This is a genomic window from Mesorhizobium sp. INR15 (assembly GCF_015500075.1).
Taxonomy (GTDB): Bacteria; Pseudomonadota; Alphaproteobacteria; order Rhizobiales; family Rhizobiaceae; genus Mesorhizobium.
In genome coordinates, this window is the sequence record NZ_CP045496.1 from 255,042 (window position 1) to 272,928 (window position 17,887).

Consider the following 17,887-nt stretch of genomic DNA (forward strand, 5'->3'; position numbering starts at 1 on the left):
CCATTGGCCTCGCCCCGTCAACGGCAGGAAAATGCACCCGAAACATGGGCATTATGCGGCCTCTTCCTGGCGCTCATGCGACCGCACGAACTCCTGAAGCATGGCGAAGACCGGCCCCTTCATATCATCGCGCGACAAGGCAAACGCGACATTGGCCTGGATGAAACCTTCCTTCGAGCCGCAGTCGAACATGCGGCCGTTGAAAGGCTGGGCAAAGAACGCCTGGCTTTGCGACAGCCGTACCATCGCGTCGGTCAACTGGATCTCATTGCCAGCGCCGCGCTGCTGATTGCCCAGCAATGCGAAAATCTCGGGCTGCAGGATGTAGCGGCCATTGATGTAGAAATTCGAAGGCGCGTTGGCCGGCGCCGGCTTTTCGACCATGGCGGTCACCTCGAAGCCGGCACCGACATCAGCGCCACGGCCAACGATGCCATATTTGCTGGTTTCGCTGGGCTCGCAACGCTCGACGGCGATGACGTTCCCGCCCGTCTGGGCGTAAAGGTCGGTGATTTCCGCAAGACAGCCACGGCCGCCAAACGACACCATGTCCGGCAACAGTAAGGCGAAGGGCTCGTCGCCGATGACCTCGCGCGCGCACCACACCGCATGGCCGAGGCCTTGCGGCGACTGCTGGCGGATGAAGCTGGTGGCACCAGCGACCGGAAGCAGGCTTTCCAGCGCCTCCAGTTGGGTTTTCTTGCCGGTCTGCTCGAGCGTTCCGATCAATTCAGGATGCAGGTCGAAATAGTCCTCGATGACCGCCTTGTTGCGGCCGGTGACGAAGACAATGTGCTCGATGCCGGCTTCGAAGGCCTCGTCCACCGCATATTGCACCACTGGCCGGTCGACGACCGGCAGCATCTCCTTCGGCATGGACTTGGTCGCCGGCAGGAACCGTGTTCCAAGCCCCGCCACCGGTATGACTGCTTTCCTAATTTTCTTCATTGCAAATTCCTTTTGAGGAGATCGACTTCAACCATTCGCAGGTCACGAAAAACCCTTTCATGTGCCCGCAACTTCACCTCCCCACCCCCACGGCAAACTGTGCCGCGACCTTTCGCAGCCGGACGGCGATCGGCATGCCCATATGCCTGACCGCCGCCGGATCACTGAGCGCGGTCCGGATCGCCTTGAGCGGGGACCGCGTCTTGATGTGTTGAACCAGCGACAGGAATGACGCCGCCTTGCGCAGGCTGCGGCCGCGCCTGGCGAATGCCGCCCGTGCGGCGCCGTCCATGGAATGCGCCTGCGCGAAAACCGCATCGGCCTCGCGCATCGCCTCGACATGATGAAGTTCCAGCACCCGCGAGATCGAGCCCGTGCGGATGTGATAGGCATAGCCCGTCGCCGGCTCGACCACGCATCGGCCGCCCTTGGCCAAGGCATTGGCCAGCAGGATATAATCCTCGCCGATGATCAATTTTTCATCATAGCGAAGCCGGTTTTCGTTCAGGAACCGGCGCAGGAAGATCGGCTTGAGGTAGCCGAAATTGAACCGCGATTCGAAAACCAGATTGCCGTCGATGAAGCTGGCCAGCGAGATTTCCCGCAGGCCTTCAAGATAGGTGGCCGGAAACATGGTTGCCTCGGCAACGCCGTCCTCGCGCACGACCTGGATGTTGTCGACCGCGATTTCAGCACCGGCCTGCTCGGCGCGGGCAATCATCGCGCATATCCGCTCCGGATAGACTTCATCGTCGGAATCGAGAACCGCGATCCAGCGGCCGCGCGCGGCATCGAGACCGGCATTCCTGGCGCCGCCGGGGCCTCGGTTCTGCGCCAGCGCGACGACGCGCACGACATCCTGCGGATAGGACCGCGCCACATCGAGAGTCGCGTCGCGCGACTTGTCGTCGACGACGACGACCTCGACGCTGACACACTTCTGGGCGATGGCGCTGGCGATCGCCCGGTCTAGGGTTGCCTCGGCGTTGTAGGCGGCAATGACAAAGCTGACGTCAGGCTGCACGCTTGCCCCCTTCCTGTGGCGAAGGCTGGCCATAGAGGCGCAGTTCGCGCACGCCGACGAGGCCGCTGACGACGCCGACATGCATGATGCCGCGCAACGCGCTGCGGTTCCTGCGCATCGGGCTGATGACCACGGCAAGCGCCGCCGCGAAGCAATAGGCGGCCTTTGCCGTGGCCAGGCCAACCTGCTTGATCAGGCCGATGCCGCGCGCGCTCCGGCCCAGAAGGTGGCCATGGGTCTGGCCGACGCGGAAACGGCGGCGGCCGAGCCAGGCGAACGCGGCTCGCGAGCGCGGCACCACCTCGTCGACCCAGGCCTCCGGCGAAAAGGCGATGCGGCCGCCGGCCTTGTGCATGCCGTCGAAGAATTCAGTGTCTTCGCCGCCTGTCTGGCCGCGAGCGAGGCTGAAACGGCGGCCATGCAGGCTCCGCGTGCCCATCCTAAGCAGGACGTTGCAGGTGTAGCCGGTCTGTATCTCCCCGCGCACCCAGACCGGCAAGGTCGAGTGGAAATCTCCGCGCCGCATCCATTCGGGCGCATCTGTTCCATAAAGCGCCCGCACCGGGCCGAGCACGGCGGCCGCGCCGCTCGTCTCGGCCGTCGCGATAAGTTCGGCAAGCCAGCGGGGCGTGGCCGTCTCATCGTCGTCGATGAAGGCGACGAAATCCGCGTTGCTGGCATCGAGGCCGGCGTTGCGGGCGATCGAAATGTTGCGCGCCGGGCAGTGCACATAGTCGATCGGCAGCGTCAATTCCTGCTGCAGCGAAGCCACCAGCTTCCGCGCGCTCGGAGTGTCGTCATTGTCGGCGACGATAACGCGGATATCGTAGCCCGCCGGCATGGCAAGAGCGGCCAGCGAACGCAGCGTGTCGGCCAGTTCCGGCCGCCGGAATGTGCAGACGCAGATGTCGATGCCGGGTTTTTTTCCTATCGCCGCCATCAGGCCACCCGGCGCCGTGAGCCAAGGCCGAGAAGCTGCAGCCAGAAGCCGAGAGACCAGCCGAAATGCATGATCATTGCCGAGACCCCGGCAAGGGCGATGTTCGGGTTGCGCTGGCGAATGGCGGTCAACATGCCATAGCCGAGGCAGACCGATGCCCACAAAAGAAGCGGCACGGCCGCCAGCCAATGGACGAAGGAGAACCCGGCGAGCAGCACGACCGGAAACACCAGAAGCGGCACCATCTGCCGGACTTTCGGGATGACACGATGCTTGAGGACGTTCTTGGCGCGGCCACGGCCATAGCCGAGGTATTGGAAATAGAGGCCGGCTAGGGAAGCACGCGGATAGTAGGTCATCTGCGTCTTGCCGCTCATCCAGATGCGGTAGCCAGCCTTGCGCAGCCGGTAGTCAAGCTCGGCATCCTCGTTGTGGCTGAAGCTCTCGTCATAGCCGCCAACGGCACCGAAGGCCGATATGCGCATCAACGCATGATGGCCATGATCGATCCATTCGCCGGCCGAAAGGTGCCGGTGCTTGGAACCACCCGTGCCGAGCTTGGAATTCTGTGCGGCGGCAGCGGCCTGCTGCACGGTGCCGCTGCCGCTGGTCAGCATGGAGACGACAACCGAATCGGCGCCGGTGGCCAGCGCCTCCTCGACCAGCCGGTCGCAATAATCGTCGGGATAGCCGCCGTGCGCGTCGATGCGGATGAGATAGTCGGTACCCTTGCCGAACGTGCCTACGGCGAGATTGATCGCGGCGCTCTGAATGCGTCTCTTGTTGTGCAGCAGGATAACGCGCGGGTCCTTGCCGGCGACATCCTTGACGATGGCCAGCGTGCCATCGGTGCTGCCGCCATCGGCGACGACGATCCTGGCGCCGAGCCTTTCGGCCGCGGGCCGCAATTGATCGAGCAGCGCACCGATATGGGCCGCTTCGTTCAGGCACGGAATAACGATCAGGCTGGATGAAGTTTTTTCGTTCTGCGTCATCAGCCCTTTTCCATCTCCAGCCATCCTATGCCAGCGCTTCGGCGGCATAGGGATCGGGTGCGGTGGCCAGTCCGCGAAGCTTTTCGACCAGCACCCGGCAGTCATTGCGATCATGGCTCCAGGTGCGCGGATTGCGCGCCAGGACGCGGGCCTTCAATTTGGCGAAGCGATGCTCGTCCATGTTGCCGAGCGCGGCTTCCAGCGCCTGCGGCGAGGCCTCGGGCAACAGGATGCCGATGTCCTGCTGGTTGAGGAACCGCCCGGTCTCGGTGTTGCCCATCGAGATCGGCACGGCGCCAAAGCGACCGCCTTCATAGAGACGATTGGGCAGCAGCCATTCAGAGTTCTGTCCCGCCTCGAAGAAATCGATCGCCCAGGAGAAATGGACCTCGCGGTAGATCGCCGCCATATCCTCGGGATTGCGATAGGGCCCACGAAACGACAACCACGGCTCGGCTTCTACGAAAGCGTGAAAATCCGGGAATTCGGACAGTGCCGGACGGCCCCTCAGCACGACCTCGAACCGGCCGTTGGCGCGGCGCGAGAAATCGGCCAGAAGCTCAAGCGAGCGGCGGCAGCGCAGGGCGCCGAACCAGCCGATCCGCCACGGCGGAGGCAGTGGGTTTTCCGTTTGGAGAGCTTCCCCCGGCAGAACCGCCGCTGCGTCGAAATATTTGTTCTCGAGCAATTCGACAGGTGCCGCGATCTGACCGAACGGCTTGAAATAGTTCGCGATGAAAGCAGGCGAACTGGTCACCAGCAATTTCACGTCGCGGGCCAGATAACGCTCCGTGCCACGCAATGCCTTGCCCAGCAAATCGTCGCGAAGCACAAGGCGGTGGATGTCGAGGCACTCGTAGACGATTGGAACCTTCGCGCCGAAAGCAGACTTGGCACGCCGCGCCAGCACCAGCATCTCGAGATTGCGCGCGATGATTAGGTCCGGCCGGGCCATGCCGCCCAGTTTCGCGCCGATCGAAACCGCCGCCTTGGCGACAGCTGCCATACGCTGGGCGAATCGGCCATCACGCGTCGCGCCGAGATCGATCGGCTGCAAGCCTTCGACATCCGCAATCGGATTGGCGGTGCGGCGGAAGCCGGCCAACGTGACCCGGGCCCCACCTGCCCTGAGCATTATGATCCGCCGGCGTACCGCCGGATCGGAAACATCGTGCACAAGGTACAAGACATGCAGCATGAAAACTCGCCTGCTGTTGGCCCACCCACAGGGATGCTAGTACAGCTCTTGCTGCACCGCAACATTTTTGGTGCGACGTAGCAAATATCCACATTTTTTGTTGCACTGCAAAATTATTGCCGTAGTTTGACCACGGCGGCGGTCGCAGATTTCCGGGCTGGAATCTGTGCAAAAATCAGGAATCCTGAATTTGGAAGCCAATGCATTCGATCCGCCGGAACGCTCTCTGCGCAGATCGGTCGGGCGTGGCGCTGTTGTCACGGCCATGGCGCAAGCGGTGCGGGTCGCGACACAAATCGTGTCCGTCATCGTCCTGTCGCGGCTTCTGTCACCGCGGGATTTTGGTGTCGTGGCGATGTGCGCCCCGGTGCTCGCTTTCATCGCGCTGTTCCAGGATTTTGGCCTGACGCAGGCGACAATCCAGAAGAGCGGCATCCGGCATGACGAGGTGAATTACCTCTTCTGGGTCAATGTCGCGGTCAGCGCGTTTCTGGCTTGCGTGCTTGCGGGTGCCGCCCCCCTGGTCGCGACTTTTTATGGCGAGCCGCGCGTAACGGGCCTCGTCGCCGCGTTCGGCCTGCAGATCATGGCCTATGGGCTCGGAGCCCAGCATCTGGCGCTGCTGACGCGCCGCATGCAGTTCGGCCGCCTGGCCATCATCGACGTCGCCAGCGCCGTCGCCGGCCTCGCGGTGTCGATCGCCTGGACCTTCATAGACCGCTCCTATTGGGCGCTGTTTGCCGGCACGCTGACCGGAGCCGTGCTGCCGACGCTCTGCTATTGGGCAAGCTCGCGCTGGCGTCCGAGCCTGCCGCGCAAGGTCGAGGGAATCAGCGAGCTGATCAATTTCGGCGCCGGCATCACCGGCTTCAACTTCGCCAATTTCTTTGCCCGCAACCTCGATAATGTGCTGATCGGCAAATACTGGGGCGAGGCGCAGCTTGGCCTCTATGACCGCGCCTACAAATTACTGCTGTTTCCGCTCAGCCAGATCACCAATCCGCTGTCGAAAGTCATGGTGCCGGCGCTTTCCCGGTTGAAGGACGAGCCGGACCGATACCGCAGCGCCTATCTGCGCGTCATGCCGCTGATCCTGCTGGTGGCGCTTCCGGGCGTTGCCTTCGCGACAGCGATGTCCGATGTGCTCATCCCCTTCGTGCTCGGCGAACAATGGCGCGAGAGTGCCAGCATCTTCCTGGCACTCGGCTTTGCCGGACTGCTGCAGCCGCTCAACAATCCGGCGGGATGGCTTTTCGTCAGTCAGGGCCGCTCCGGCGAATTCATGCGCTGGGGCATCGTCACCGCCGTGACCTCGGTGCTGGCCTTCATGCTCGGCCTGCCCTATGGCGCGCTCGGCGTCGCCATAGCCTACGCAATCAGCGAGTATCTGAGGACGCCCTTCCTGTGGCTCTATATCGGCAGGAGCGGACCGGTGCAGGCCAGGCATGTGCTTCGCGCCGCCGCACCCTTCGTGCTTGGCGGCCATTTGGCGCTGGCGGTCATCTGGTTCATCAAGCCGTGGCTGCCGCAGCAACATGTCATTGCCTTGGCCTGTGGCGCCGTTCTCGCCTACCTGATCACGCTTATCATCGCACTGGCGTTCGCCTCCGGCCGTGAAGCCTTGCGCGAGGCCATCAAGATGCTGCCGGCAAGGCCGCCTGCCCACGCGGCGCCAAGCGAGGCCAAATGAGACGCGCCTGCGGAATCGATACGTCGCTCCTGGCAGTGAATACCTAAGAGCCGTTCAAGCGCCGGGCCTGACCAACGCCGTCAGAACTTTATGCAGCTTGCCGCGCGCGCTGCTGCACCGCTCTGTCGAGGATCGAGAAAAAGGTGGCGAACTGGCGGTCGGGATCGAGTTCCGGACGCCCGGCAAAGGTGCGCGCGGCCGTCGAAAGCCGTTCGTATTCCCGGCTGTCATTCCATAGCTGCCTGACCACGGCCACCCAGTCGGCCAGCGGAGCGTCATAGTCCAGCACCGTGCCACCGGGGCCAATCGCCTCGGGCAGGCCGCCGCGGCGCGAGCCGACGACAGGAATGCCGCTGCAATGGGCTTCGGACGCCACCCGGCCCCAGGCCTCTTCCCATTTGCTCGGCGCAAGCAGGATCCTGGTGCGGCCGTAGACCGTCTTCATGTCATTGGTGCGGTTTTCCAACGTGACATTGCCAAGCGGCGCGATCGTTTCCTCGATGCGCGCCCGATGATCATCCTCCAGTTTCCAGCTTTCGACGAAAAGGAACGGGATTTCCTGGCAGACACTGGCGATGCGCACGGCAAGCTCAAACCCCTTTTCCTCGTAGGGGTTGATCAGCGTGACGAACTGGCCGGTCGTCGGCGTGCTGTAGTGCATCGGATTGATGGTCGGCGGGATCACCGTCGCCTCGATGCCGAATTCCTCCTTGTAGGTGCGCGCGGTGAATTCCGAATTGGCGATGTAGAGCGCCGAATGCAGCTCGCGCGGATCACCATCCAGTTCATGGAACTCGACATTGCGGAGATAGATGACCAAGGGCACGCGCTGCGCCTGCAGCGCCTTGCCGATCGGAACGGATTTGTGGCACTGGACCACGGCCACATCCGGCTTCAGTTTCTCGACCGCGAAGCCCGCCGCTTCCCAGGGGAACCAGGCACGAACCACGGGATAGCCCGGGTGGCTGTCGACGACCGCCGGCTGGCGCAGGAGCTTCATCTTGGCGCGTGCCTTGAGCCCGAACATGCCGTCGCCGAAAAGAGCGGCCAGCACCGATGCCTCATGGCCGTGCTCGATCAACTGCTGCGCCAGATGGTGGGTGCTGGACTGAACGCCGCCGCCGAATTCGGGCGGATAGCCATTGCCGCTGGCAAAGAGAACTTTCATGAAACCGGCTCCTTGTCGCATTCTCGCATCGTACCCAAAAGCGGCATGGCGAAGAGGCTCGCCTCGTGCTCCCTGACGTCGTCCCTCTTGGAACCGGTCAATCCATCCACGCTGTCACGCGGCCATCCTGCCGATCGAATGATATTCGATGCCATGGCGCGCGACGACCTTCGGGTCATAGAGGTTGCGGCCGTCGAAAATGACCGGCGTGGTCAGCGCGACCTTCAGTGCATCGAAGGATGGAGCGCGGAAGTTCTTCCACTCGGTGGCGATCAACAGGGCATCGGCGCCGCGCAATGCCGCCTCCTTGGTGCCGCACAGAAGCAGATCGTCACGCAGCCCGTAGATGGCCTGGCATTCCTGCATCGCCTCGGGATCATAGGCCTGAACGATGGCGCCGGCCTGCCACAACGCTTCCATCAGGATGCGCGCCGGCGCCTCGCGCATATCGTCGGTGTTTGGCTTGAAGGCCAGGCCCCACAAGGCAAAGGTCTTGCCCTTCAGGTCGCCCTTGAAATAGCGGTTCACCTTGTCGAACAGCACCGACTTCTGCTCATTGTTGCGCTCCTCGACGGCACGCAGCAGCTTGGCATCGAACTTGACACCCTCGGCGGTCTTGATCAGCGCCCGCACATCCTTGGGGAAGCAGGAACCGCCATAGCCAAGGCCGGGATAGATGAAGTGGTAGCCGATGCGCGGATCGCTGCCGATGCCCTTGCGGACCTCCTCGATATCGGCGCCGAGCTGCTCGGCCAGGTTGGCCATCTCGTTCATGAAGCTGATCTTGGTCGCCAGCATGCAATTGGCGGCGTATTTGGTGAATTCGGCGCTGCGCACATCCATCACGATCATCTTCTCGTGGTTGCGGTTGAACGGCGCGTAGAGCTCGCGCATCACCGCCTCGGTGTCCTCGCTCGAGGTACCGACGATGATGCGGTCGGGCTTCATGCAGTCGGCGACAGCCGAGCCCTCCTTGAGGAATTCAGGATTGGAGGCGACGTCGAAGGTCAGGTCCTCGCGGCCCCGCGCCTTCAGCGTTTCGGCGATCCTCGCCTTGATTTTCTCGCAGGTTCCCACCGGCACGGTGGACTTGCCGACAACGATCTTGGGCGAGTCCATCTCCCGGCCGATGGCCTCGGCGACAGCCAGCACGTATTTGAGGTCGGCCGAGCCGTCCTCGCCCGGCGGCGTGCCGACCGCGATCATCTGGATCTCGCCATGCTTGACGCCAGCCGCGGCGTCAGTGGTGAACTTGATACGGCCGGCGGCATGGTTCTCCTTGACGAGGCTTTCGAGACCAGGCTCGAAGATCGGAACCAGGCCCTGGTTGAGCCGCTCGACCTTGGCGGCGTCGATGTCGACGCACACCACTTCGTGCCCCACCTCGGCAAGCACAGCCGCCTGCACGAGACCGACGTAGCCAATTCCAAAGACGGTCAAATTCATTCGGTTTCATTCCTGCTTGAGGCAACGGATCGCTTGCGATCCGGCCAGTTCAAATCGACTTTCGCGACTGGTCCTACTTTACGCTGCATGCCAGCGATTCCGGAAACTGGCAGGGCTGGCCCAGCGCGGTGAAGGCGACGCGGTCGATTTGCAGCGTAACCTTGCGGCCCGGATCTGAAAACGCGCCCAACCAGCCAGTCATGGTATCGCTGCCCCAAAGGCTGAAGAATATCTTCTGCGCATGGGAAGGCAACTTCGCCGGATCGGTGATCGTGTTCACCAGCTGGCCGTTGAGATACCAGCGCAGCCGGTCCTTTTCCCAGACGAAGGCGTAGTCGTTGAAGGCGTTTTCCGTGCCACCCGCGACGTCGACCAGCTTCTCGTTCTTGCCGTTGCCGGCGATATAGGCATTGACCTGCACCTTGGAGGTATCCTTGGTCAGGATCTCGAAATCGATCTCATCCCAGGGTTGTTTGTCGGTAGGCCCGATATAGGTGAAGAAGGCCGCGTTGAGGCCCGAGCCGCTGCCGGTCTTCATCCGCGCCTCGTAAGTGCCGTAGCCGAAGCGCTGCTTGGTCTGGATCTCGCCGCAGGCAAAGTCGCGATCCTTCAGTTTCTGCTTTTCGAAACCAAGCGACAATACGCCGTCGGAAAGCTCGACCAGGCCCTTCGACCAGGTGCAGTTTTGATGCGCCCCGTTCGACCAGCCATCGGAAACGTACCAGCGTGCGCGGTCAAAGCTGGTGAAGTCATCTACGAAGGATGGCGATGTCGGAATGTCCTGGGCGCGCGAAGCAGTCTGCGACGTCAACAAGCCGCCAAGAGCGGTCAGCAGCAATGCGCCAATGATGCCGGTTTGCCTGATCCGGCGCGGTATTGCGCCGGTTGCGATCGTGGACATTGTTTTCGGATCGGAATTCATACCAAACTCACCTTTGTGCTGTGTCCCCAACCCAAAGTCGACGTTCGAACCGTGGCTGAACGGGCCAACCTTGACCTTCTGCCTGCCCCTCCCGAATTCCCTTTCTCGCCTCGCGGCCAATCGGTGTTGCAATCCCCGAGCCTTCGATTTCACCGTCTGCCGGCACCTGCCGGCCTCGCAAATTCAGAGTGGACCGCCGAATCGGGCGCCCCATCCTCGTCGAAGACCATATCGAGCGAATGACGGAGCTCCTTGATCAAGCCGTTCTGGCGTGACAGCGCGGCGATGCGTTGCTCACAATTCAGGATCGATTTCGTCAGCGAGGTGACCTCGGACAAGCGGCGGTCGGAGGCAGAGCCGTTCTCCATCTCCTCGACCAGGAAGGCCGCGTTCGTCGCTTTTGTCCGGTAGCGGTTCTCAAGCCCGCCTCGCTCGGCCTCGATCTCGGCGCCGATCTGCTCGAACAGCTTTGCCAGGCGATCAAGACGCGAGACGTCGGTCTGCCGGTCGCGTGCCGGGTTCCTTGATTTGAAACCGAATATCGAGGCCATGGGGCTCAGGTTCCTGTCATCGCCGACTTCCGCGCCGGATTTCTGGCCAATCCCGCAACCGGGAGTTCAAACACGCGTCGCACGGTCCAGCTCTTTTTGGCTAAAAGAGAGTGTATCAGACCAATCCGATCGGGGGCCAGTTCGGATGGTCGTCAAATTGCTGCACCGCAACATAGACTGCCATCCTCGGAGCCGCGAGGCAACCATCGAGTTTGTAAACTCATAAATCCAGCGGAAATGGTTTGAGCCACGGCCTGGTCCGCGTGGTGCAACGGGCCAGCACGTCTACAAGTCCTTTTCGACCCTGGTGCCATCCATGAGAAAGCGCAACGGCGGCGCGCGCCTGGGGGCAAAACCGGCATGACGAAACAGCGCCTCCAGCTTGTCGGACGCCACCCCCTGCAAGATGGGAACCAGGTTGGACTGACTGGCGAAGGCATAGGCCGCGGCTGATGCCAGCCCCCGTTCGGCCTTCACATCGAGGAAGTTCCGCAGCCGGTATTTGTCGCGTACATGCCGCTCATGCCGCCGCAGCACCGCCTTCGACCTCTCCGGCAAGCTATCGAGCGCCAAAAGCGCAAGATCGGCATCGGCCAGGCGCTTCAGGTCCTGTGTCTTGTGCCGGCCACTGAGCGAATCGGCACGCACGATGGCGCCGTAACCGCACGAGCGGATCACCTTGAACCGCGCCCCAAGGGCGACAGCGCGCGCATAAAGCTCATAGTCTTCACCCAGCCTCAGCTTCTCGTCATAGCGCAGCCCGTGCCGGTCGAGAAAAGCCCGGCTGATGACCGGCTTGAGGAAACCCAACTCACCTCTCTGCACGCGGCGTCTGGAGATGTTGCCTTCAATGAACTGTTCGAAGCCGAGGGATTCAGGCTCCGCCTGGAATCGCGGAGCGACGACCTTCGCCGGATCCGTGGTTGTATCATCCCTGATCAGCATGATGTTGTCGGCGGCGAAATCCCAATCGGCGACGGCGAACAGATTGCGAAATCTGCCCTCGAGGAAAAAATCATCGGCATCGAGGATGCTGATGAAGGGCGACTTCGATGCGGCAATCGCCGCGTTGCGGGCGAAGGATGGACCGCGATTGATGTCGAGGCGCATGACCGAAAGTCTGCCGCTGCCGTCATCGGCGGCCCGGGCCACGTCGGCGGTATCGTCGGTGGATGCATCATCGACGACGACGATCTCGGCCACCTCCGGTTCGCGCAAAGCCGACGCAATGGCAACCGCGATGGTCCGCGCGGCGTTTCGTGCCGCGATGATCACGCAGACGTCCGAACTCGTGATGGTCATGGGTTTGCCTCTCGCTTGCATGGGTTGTTCCGGTTTCCCTCGCCCCATTGCTTGCCCGATACGCTTGCCATCACTGACTTCCAGGCCGTTCGAAAATGCGCCGGCTGAGATCGGCGGATGCTGCCCAGCCTGCCTCGGCCAAATAGCGGACCGGCTCGCGGCCGCAGAGTTCCCATAGCACCGTTCGCCGCTGCGGCCACCGCAAGGATGACAGCCAGGGGGCGATGACCATGCTGAGCAGGTCCTCATTGCCGATGCGCGCCAGAATCCGCGTGGCTCGCTCCGACAGCGGCGTGCCGGCGCCACCGAGCAGCACATCCGCCGCGCGCAGGCCAAGCAGCAGCGTATCATCCAGCCCCAGTGCCGTTGCGTGCTCAAGCACGGCTTGCTGATCCGCGGCGCTCAAACGGCTTGCGCTGGCGCGGACATCGCAGACATAGCCGGCACAAGGCTCGCGATTGAACAGTGCCTTGGCGACACTGATGCAGGAGAGCAGCAGAGTGTCGGCGGCGGACGTGAACGGCACGTCCGCGCCGGCAATTTCAAGCTGCCGCTTGCGCCGCAGAAACCCATCGGTGTCGCGCGGGCTCGGCGAGCCGGGCTGCTGGAGCCGGTAGTGAAGATCGACAGTCGATGGCTTCGGCCCCTCGCCGCGGTTCATATGCTGTTCGCCGAGAAAGCGGACCCACCAGACCGAGCGTGACTTGCCGGCGACCTCATAGCCAATCGAGCGGAGCGCATCGCGCGCCTTGGAGAAGCCTGCCGGCGAAACCAGGATGTCGACATCCCCCGACGGCTTCATGAAATGATCGCCATAGAGCTGATGTTGCTGGAACGGCCCCTTCAGAAAGACAAAATCGATTTGCTTGCCGTTCAGCACGTCGCGGATCGTCATCGAATCCATGATGCAGGACGAATTCATCGAAACCGTCCGCCTGCGATAGCTGTCCAGCCACTGGAAAAGTTCCGGCGCCCCATCGCGCGGCGGAACATGCGAAAGCGCCTTCAGGACGAAGGTGCCAATCTTGTTCAGCCTGGCGATGTCGGTCACGTTGACGATGGACAGGGTTGGATCGACGGGCGGGCCGGACATCGACATGTCGCCGGCGGCATCCCTGTCCGCTGAAAAGAACAGTCTCAGGCAGGCCTGTACATAGGCGATTTCGTCAGCGCAGCCGGCGGCGCGTAGGCGCTCGTATGAACTCTCCGGCAAGGCCATTGCGTACAAACTCTCCAAAATTCCGCACGGGGGGCGCCCATGCTGCAGTGCGAAGCAAAGCATCGCCAAATTCCGCGGCGGCGTCCAGTTTTTCCTTTTGCAGTGCAAAATCCGCGACCAGGGCGCCTACAACCTGACGCCTTAGCAGCGGCGGAAAATGCATCTGCAATACCTGCCTGTGAGGGTATTTTGGCGAACCAGCAACCTGATATTCCCACCTGCCGAAACCTTTGCTTTGGCACGGCTGCAAGCTTCGCCTGCCTCGGCATGCTATTTATGCAAATTAAATCAAAAGGTTACAGAATTCCTCCCGATACAGGCTCGACGATCACGAATTCAGCCCGGCAAAAAGCCACACTTCGAGGATCATCTCGCCGCGAGGTGACGTCCGCAACCCAAAACTGATTAACCATTGGTAAATCAGACTTGACTCATAAATGTTGCCATGCAGCTATTGCGTTGCAGCATGAAAGTGCTGACGGCACTCGACAGGCCGTTTCCAGTCCTTATTGGAGAGTAAAATGGAACAGAATGTTGAAAAGCATGAATACGAAACACCAAGCCTGACGGTGCATGGTTCGATTGAAACCATCACCCAACATGCGAGCGTTGGATCAGCCACCGACGCGGCCTTTGCCGCGGGAACTCCCATCGGTGACGTGACCTTCTCTTGATCCTTGGCTCAAGCTTCGACCGGACTATCAGGTCGGCACGGGCGGGGCGACATCCGTTGGCCCGCCCACCCCGCCGGGCGGGACACAATGTCAACGCGTTTGATCAGAGCGGTTTCTAGCGTGCAAGTTGAGCGTGTGATGGCACAATCTGACAACCAGGCAATCTACCTCGTCCGGGCGGATGCCGTGTCATGCGAATTGGCGGGCGGCTTGGCGCTGCTGGATCTGCGTTCCAACATCTATTACAGCCTCAATGGCGTTGGCGCCTTTGTCTGGGAATTGATGCAGCAGCCAAGATCGGTGTCATTCCTACGACAGGAAATCCTCAAGAAATACGCAGTGCAGCAGGACCGATGCGACGCCGATCTAGCGGCGCTTTTGTCAAAATTGTCCGATGCTGGGCTTGTAGTATGCTCCCATGCGGAAAATCATTAAATTCCTGCGGCTGAAAAAGGCTGACCGCCTGTTCCTGGCAGGGTGTTTGATCACGGTCGGCATCGTTCGGCTTGGCCTGACTGTATCGTCCTATAAATTCGTCCGCCGTTGGCTGATCAGGACAACCGGCCAGGAACCGGCTTCCGCCGAAGAGCTTGCCCGCCTGGCTTGGGGGGTTCGACAGGCTTCCCGCGTTGTACCCATGGCCACCTGTCTCACCCAGGCTCTCTCAGGACAGATCCTGCTGTCGCGCCTTGGCAAAGCATCGCAACTGCGTGTCGGCGTGCACAGCAGCAGCCCGGGCCAGATCGAAGCTCATGCCTGGCTTGTGAGCGGCGACCACATCGTGCTTGGCGGGACGCAACAGAGCCTTCAGCGCTACATTCCGCTCGCCGAATTCGGAAGCGATGCATGAGTGGCATCGTGGGTATTTTGGCCAATGAAGCTGGGCGGCCCGGTCTCTCGGCCGCAACCGGACGCATGCTTGCCGCGATCGCGCACCGGGGGCCCGACGGGTTCTTTCAATGGCATGACGACAATGTCGCCATCGGACATGCGTGGCTGGACACAACTGGCGAAAACGGTCTTGCTGTTCTCAAATTCGCCAATGCCGATCTGGCGATCGTGGCTGACGTGCGCCTGGACAACCGTGACGAACTTCTGGCCAGCCTGGGGATCAGGGACCAGGGCACGCCCGACGCGCTTTTGATCATGAAGAGCTATCTGAAATGGGGCGAGGACTGTGCAAGCCGTCTGCTCGGCGACTTCGCTTTCGGCATATGGGACAGCGAAAGACGCTTGCTGTTTTGCGCGCGAGACCATTTCGGCGCGAAACCGTTCTACTATGTGCGTGACAACTCGGGCTTCTCCTTCGCCTCGGAGATAAAGGCTCTTGTTGCAGTGGGCAGTGTGGAATTCGCCGTCGACGATTCACACGTCTCTGCTTTCCTCGCCGGCATGGCCCAGGATGTTCAGGACACCGCTTATTCCAACGTCCGGCGCCTCCCCCCAGGCCACACCCTGACAGTAACGCGCCACGGCTTTCGCGTCGGCCGTTATTGGAAAGTCGAGCCTGGCAGGCCCCGGGCCGGCAATGATCACCCGGAGGAATTCAGGCATCTGTTCCAGGTATCGGTCGAGAACAGAATGCGGGGGTCAACCGCGCTGGGCTCGATGTTGAGCGGCGGCCTGGATTCGTCCTCGATTTGCTGCGTCGCCGGCGCACATATCGCCAGAGACAGCGGGCCTGGGCTGCGGACATTCTCGGCCGTGTTTCCTAAACTGAAGGAACTGGACGAGCGCCGCTACATTGACGCTGTGTTGGACGGGGGCGGATATCGGCCGCACTTCGTAACCATTGACGAAGAGGCCTCGTTCGAAGGCTTCGACAGGGTGCTGGCCGAACAGGAAGGCACCTTTAACGCGCCTGGCCTGGCAGTGATCCGGCGCGTCTACCGCGCCGCCGCGGACAAAGGCATTCGCGTTCTGCTCGACGGCCATGGCGGCGACGAGGTGGTCTCGCATGGCGACCGCCGTATCCATGAACTCGCGGTCGACGGGCAGTGGCTGACGCTCTGGCAGGAACTGCGCGGACTTTCGCGGCTCTACGGCGGGCCGAGCCTGAAACCCTATCTAAAGCTGTTCAATCACTATGCGCTGTCCGAGAGCATCACCCGCTTTCGCGGCAGCGCCAGGATTTTCCGGCATCACGGGCGGCGAAATACGCAGGGGATAGATACTTGGCGGACGTATCTGAAACCCGATTTCGTCTCGAGGACTGGATTGCTCGAGCGTTTCTCGGCCTCGATCCGCATCCCCCCGGGAGCCCGGTCGAACGAAGCAAACTACCATCGCTGGAAACTCTCCGCGCCACTGGTTTCGCACGCTTTCGAGGTGCTTGGAAAGTCCGCCGCCGCCGTAGGCATCGAACCGAGATATCCGTTTTGGGACAAGCGGCTCGTCGAATTCTGCCTTGCGCTGCCTTCAGACCAGAAGCTCAGCGATGGCTGGTCGCGTCTTGTCCTGCGCCGTGCGATGGAGGGCATCCTGCCTGCCGAGGTGCAGTGGCGGCACGACAAAACCGATTTCATGGCAAACCTGGTCCGCGGCATGACCAACCAGAGGCGCTTGATAGAGGGGATGCTGACCGACACGCATGGACTGGCGAGCTACGTCAAGGTCGATGCCGTGGCTGAAGTTTTTCAGCAAATGGTCGCGGACCCCCAGGCCTCGCATGGCTACCAGGCGCAATTCCTGTGGCGGGTTGTCTCGCTGGCGCACTGGCTGAGGCAGGCGCATCCAACCGTGGTCTATCAGTCATGACGATACGCGCAACGCGCTCGGACGGCAGCGAATCTCGCTCGGATCGCTTGACCTTCGCGGCCAATGCCCGGGACGGGGCCCAGCACTTCTACCGTGCCTACGGGCTGGTGATTGCCTCGGAATTGGAGCTTGATGAACTGGACAGGACCGAACCCGCCATTCCGGATCTGACCATCCGGCTCCGGCCGGTCGAACCCATCGACGCTGACCAGACTGTCACGGCCTTCAGGTTCAGCGATGACCATCAACATTTGTTCTGGCCTGCGGTTGGACGCTTCCTGATCAGGGGGACGAGCGAGATCGACATCGACCCTTCGGCTGATATCGACGGACGGCTTATCGCCTTCCCGCTGCTTGGGCCGGTTCTGGCACTTCTGCTGCATCGGCGCGGCTTGCTTGTCCTGCACGCCAGCGCCGTCGCCATTGGCGGCAGGAGCGCCGTTTTCATGGGCGACAAGGGCGCCGGCAAATCGACGACGGCAGGCGCGATGATCCGGGCCGGGCATCGGTTGCTGACCGACGACGTCGTTGCCCTGGATCTGTCCGACCCACGGCGGCCAATGATCGTGCCCGGCTTTCCACAACTCAAGCTGGCCGCCGATGCCGCCTCGGAACTGTCCCTGGGACAGACGGAAGTGCGTCCGCGGGTGCATCCGGCAATCGACAAGGCCCAGCATCGCCTGCATGACGGCTTTTCGCGGGACAGGGTTCCGGCAACCCGGATCTATATTCTCGAGCGCGGCGAAAAAGCGGGTATTTCGCCGTTGCCCGGCATCGCCGCCCTGCCGGCGATCATCAAATTCTCCTACGTGACGCGCTTCGGCCGTTCTGCCCTGGCCGGTGATTTCGCGGCGCTGCATCTTCGCCAATGCGCACAGTTGGCCGACCATGTCGGCGTGTGCCGGCTCGAAGTGCCGACAGGGCTTGGACGGATCGGTGAAGCCCTCGATCTGATCGAGAAGGACCTGAGTTCCGATGCGTAGATTCAATGTGCCAGAGCAGCCGCTGCGCATGTCGGGGAATGTGCCGCGCCTTCATAGGCGGCGATGAGAG

Annotated in this window: 17 protein-coding genes; 6 read left to right on the top strand and 11 right to left on the bottom strand. The window is 61.9% G+C overall.

The features are described from left to right. Positions 1 to 51 precede the first annotated feature (51 nt). The 5 genes from GA829_RS01170 to GA829_RS01190 all read right to left on the bottom strand — a co-directional run bounded on the left by GA829_RS01170 (position 52) and on the right by GA829_RS01190 (position 5,105). Positions 52 to 948: a UTP--glucose-1-phosphate uridylyltransferase gene (locus tag GA829_RS01170; RefSeq protein WP_195176774.1), complete on the bottom strand. Its 897-nt coding sequence runs from the start codon at positions 946 to 948 to the stop codon at positions 52 to 54. A 73-nt stretch (positions 949 to 1,021) separates the two neighbouring features. Further along, positions 1,022 to 1,972, bottom strand: a complete 951-nt coding sequence (locus GA829_RS01175) for a glycosyltransferase family 2 protein (protein WP_258052080.1) — start codon at positions 1,970 to 1,972, stop codon at positions 1,022 to 1,024. Further along, complete coding sequence (locus GA829_RS01180) at positions 1,962 to 2,912, bottom strand: glycosyltransferase family 2 protein (protein WP_195176776.1); 951 nt, start codon at positions 2,910 to 2,912, stop codon at positions 1,962 to 1,964. The genes GA829_RS01175 and GA829_RS01180 overlap by 11 nt, the downstream gene beginning before the upstream one ends. Next, positions 2,912 to 3,907 carry a glycosyltransferase family 2 protein gene (locus tag GA829_RS01185; RefSeq protein WP_195176777.1) on the bottom strand — a complete coding sequence of 332 codons (996 nt, stop codon included), beginning with the start codon at positions 3,905 to 3,907 and terminating at the stop codon, positions 2,912 to 2,914. Before GA829_RS01185 ends, GA829_RS01180 begins: the two co-directional genes overlap by 1 nt. A 25-nt stretch (positions 3,908 to 3,932) precedes the next feature. Beyond that, complete coding sequence (locus GA829_RS01190; RefSeq protein ID WP_195176778.1) at positions 3,933 to 5,105, bottom strand: glycosyltransferase family protein; 1,173 nt, start codon at positions 5,103 to 5,105, stop codon at positions 3,933 to 3,935. A 190-nt stretch (positions 5,106 to 5,295) separates the two neighbouring features. Here GA829_RS01190 and GA829_RS01195 point away from each other — a divergent pair, with 190 nt between their 5' ends. After that, positions 5,296 to 6,795, top strand: a complete 1,500-nt coding sequence (locus GA829_RS01195) for a lipopolysaccharide biosynthesis protein (RefSeq protein ID WP_195176779.1) — start codon at positions 5,296 to 5,298, stop codon at positions 6,793 to 6,795. An 88-nt stretch (positions 6,796 to 6,883) separates the two neighbouring features. Here GA829_RS01195 and GA829_RS01200 read toward each other — a convergent pair whose 3' ends face one another. The 6 genes from GA829_RS01200 to GA829_RS01225 all read right to left on the bottom strand — a co-directional run bounded on the left by GA829_RS01200 (position 6,884) and on the right by GA829_RS01225 (position 13,403). Further along, on the bottom strand, positions 6,884 to 7,963 hold the full coding sequence (locus GA829_RS01200) for a glycosyltransferase (protein ID WP_195176780.1): 1,080 nt from the start codon (positions 7,961 to 7,963) through the stop codon (positions 6,884 to 6,886). Positions 7,964 to 8,077: 114 nt separating this feature from the next. After that, a complete protein-coding gene (locus GA829_RS01205; protein WP_195176781.1) occupies positions 8,078 to 9,409 on the bottom strand; it encodes a UDP-glucose dehydrogenase family protein in 1,332 nt (443 codons plus the stop codon). A 73-nt stretch (positions 9,410 to 9,482) separates the two neighbouring features. Then, on the bottom strand, positions 9,483 to 10,331 hold the full coding sequence (gene exoK / locus GA829_RS01210) for an endo-1,3-1,4-beta-glycanase ExoK (protein WP_195176782.1): 849 nt from the start codon (positions 10,329 to 10,331) through the stop codon (positions 9,483 to 9,485). 149 nt (positions 10,332 to 10,480) lie between these two features. Beyond that, a complete protein-coding gene (locus tag GA829_RS01215) occupies positions 10,481 to 10,882 on the bottom strand; it encodes a hypothetical protein (RefSeq protein ID WP_195176783.1) in 402 nt (133 codons plus the stop codon). 285 nt (positions 10,883 to 11,167) lie between these two features. Then, a complete protein-coding gene (locus tag GA829_RS01220; RefSeq protein WP_195176784.1) occupies positions 11,168 to 12,184 on the bottom strand; it encodes a glycosyltransferase family 2 protein in 1,017 nt (338 codons plus the stop codon). Between the two features lie 70 nt (positions 12,185 to 12,254). Continuing rightward, positions 12,255 to 13,403, bottom strand: coding sequence for a nucleotidyltransferase family protein (locus GA829_RS01225; RefSeq protein WP_195176785.1), 1,149 nt, complete (start codon positions 13,401 to 13,403; stop codon positions 12,255 to 12,257). A 521-nt stretch (positions 13,404 to 13,924) separates the two neighbouring features. On the opposite strand from GA829_RS01225, the gene GA829_RS01230 reads away from it, so the two are divergent. The 5 genes from GA829_RS01230 to GA829_RS01250 all read left to right on the top strand — a co-directional run bounded on the left by GA829_RS01230 (position 13,925) and on the right by GA829_RS01250 (position 17,817). Then, complete coding sequence (locus GA829_RS01230; protein ID WP_195176786.1) at positions 13,925 to 14,077, top strand: lasso peptide; 153 nt, start codon at positions 13,925 to 13,927, stop codon at positions 14,075 to 14,077. 87 nt (positions 14,078 to 14,164) lie between these two features. Next, positions 14,165 to 14,512, top strand: coding sequence for a PqqD family protein (locus GA829_RS01235; protein ID WP_258052081.1), 348 nt, complete (start codon positions 14,165 to 14,167; stop codon positions 14,510 to 14,512). Next, entirely contained in the window at positions 14,496 to 14,927 is a 432-nt protein-coding gene (locus tag GA829_RS01240; RefSeq protein WP_195176787.1) for a lasso peptide biosynthesis B2 protein, read from the top strand. The genes GA829_RS01235 and GA829_RS01240 overlap by 17 nt, the downstream gene beginning before the upstream one ends. After that, on the top strand, positions 14,924 to 16,834 hold the full coding sequence (gene asnB / locus GA829_RS01245) for an asparagine synthase (glutamine-hydrolyzing) (RefSeq protein WP_195176788.1): 1,911 nt from the start codon (positions 14,924 to 14,926) through the stop codon (positions 16,832 to 16,834). The genes GA829_RS01240 and asnB overlap by 4 nt, the downstream gene beginning before the upstream one ends. After that, positions 16,831 to 17,817 carry a phosphoenolpyruvate carboxykinase (ATP) gene (locus GA829_RS01250; protein WP_195176789.1) on the top strand — a complete coding sequence of 329 codons (987 nt, stop codon included), beginning with the start codon at positions 16,831 to 16,833 and terminating at the stop codon, positions 17,815 to 17,817. Before asnB ends, GA829_RS01250 begins: the two co-directional genes overlap by 4 nt. Positions 17,818 to 17,887: the final 70 nt, after the last annotated feature.

Bases quoted from the DNA above. Each gene is read 5' to 3' on its own strand.
- GA829_RS01170 (WP_195176774.1), bottom strand. From the start codon at position 948: ATGAAGAAAATTAGGAAAGCAGTCATACCGGTGGCGGGGCTTGGAACA.
- GA829_RS01180 (WP_195176776.1), bottom strand. From the start codon at position 2,912: ATGGCGGCGATAGGAAAAAAACCCGGCATCGACATCTGCGTCTGCACA.
- GA829_RS01185 (WP_195176777.1), bottom strand. From the start codon at position 3,907: ATGACGCAGAACGAAAAAACTTCATCCAGCCTGATCGTTATTCCGTGC.
- GA829_RS01190 (WP_195176778.1), bottom strand. From the start codon at position 5,105: ATGCTGCATGTCTTGTACCTTGTGCACGATGTTTCCGATCCGGCGGTA.
- GA829_RS01200 (WP_195176780.1), bottom strand. From the start codon at position 7,963: ATGAAAGTTCTCTTTGCCAGCGGCAATGGCTATCCGCCCGAATTCGGC.
- GA829_RS01205 (WP_195176781.1), bottom strand. From the start codon at position 9,409: ATGAATTTGACCGTCTTTGGAATTGGCTACGTCGGTCTCGTGCAGGCG.
- exoK (WP_195176782.1), bottom strand. From the start codon at position 10,331: ATGAATTCCGATCCGAAAACAATGTCCACGATCGCAACCGGCGCAATA.
- GA829_RS01215 (WP_195176783.1), bottom strand. From the start codon at position 10,882: ATGGCCTCGATATTCGGTTTCAAATCAAGGAACCCGGCACGCGACCGG.
- GA829_RS01220 (WP_195176784.1), bottom strand. From the start codon at position 12,184: ATGACCATCACGAGTTCGGACGTCTGCGTGATCATCGCGGCACGAAAC.
- GA829_RS01225 (WP_195176785.1), bottom strand. From the start codon at position 13,403: ATGGCCTTGCCGGAGAGTTCATACGAGCGCCTACGCGCCGCCGGCTGC.
- GA829_RS01230 (WP_195176786.1), top strand. From the start codon at position 13,925: ATGGAACAGAATGTTGAAAAGCATGAATACGAAACACCAAGCCTGACG.
- GA829_RS01235 (WP_258052081.1), top strand. From the start codon at position 14,165: ATGTCAACGCGTTTGATCAGAGCGGTTTCTAGCGTGCAAGTTGAGCGT.
- GA829_RS01240 (WP_195176787.1), top strand. From the start codon at position 14,496: ATGCGGAAAATCATTAAATTCCTGCGGCTGAAAAAGGCTGACCGCCTG.
- asnB (WP_195176788.1), top strand. From the start codon at position 14,924: ATGAGTGGCATCGTGGGTATTTTGGCCAATGAAGCTGGGCGGCCCGGT.
- GA829_RS01250 (WP_195176789.1), top strand. From the start codon at position 16,831: ATGACGATACGCGCAACGCGCTCGGACGGCAGCGAATCTCGCTCGGAT.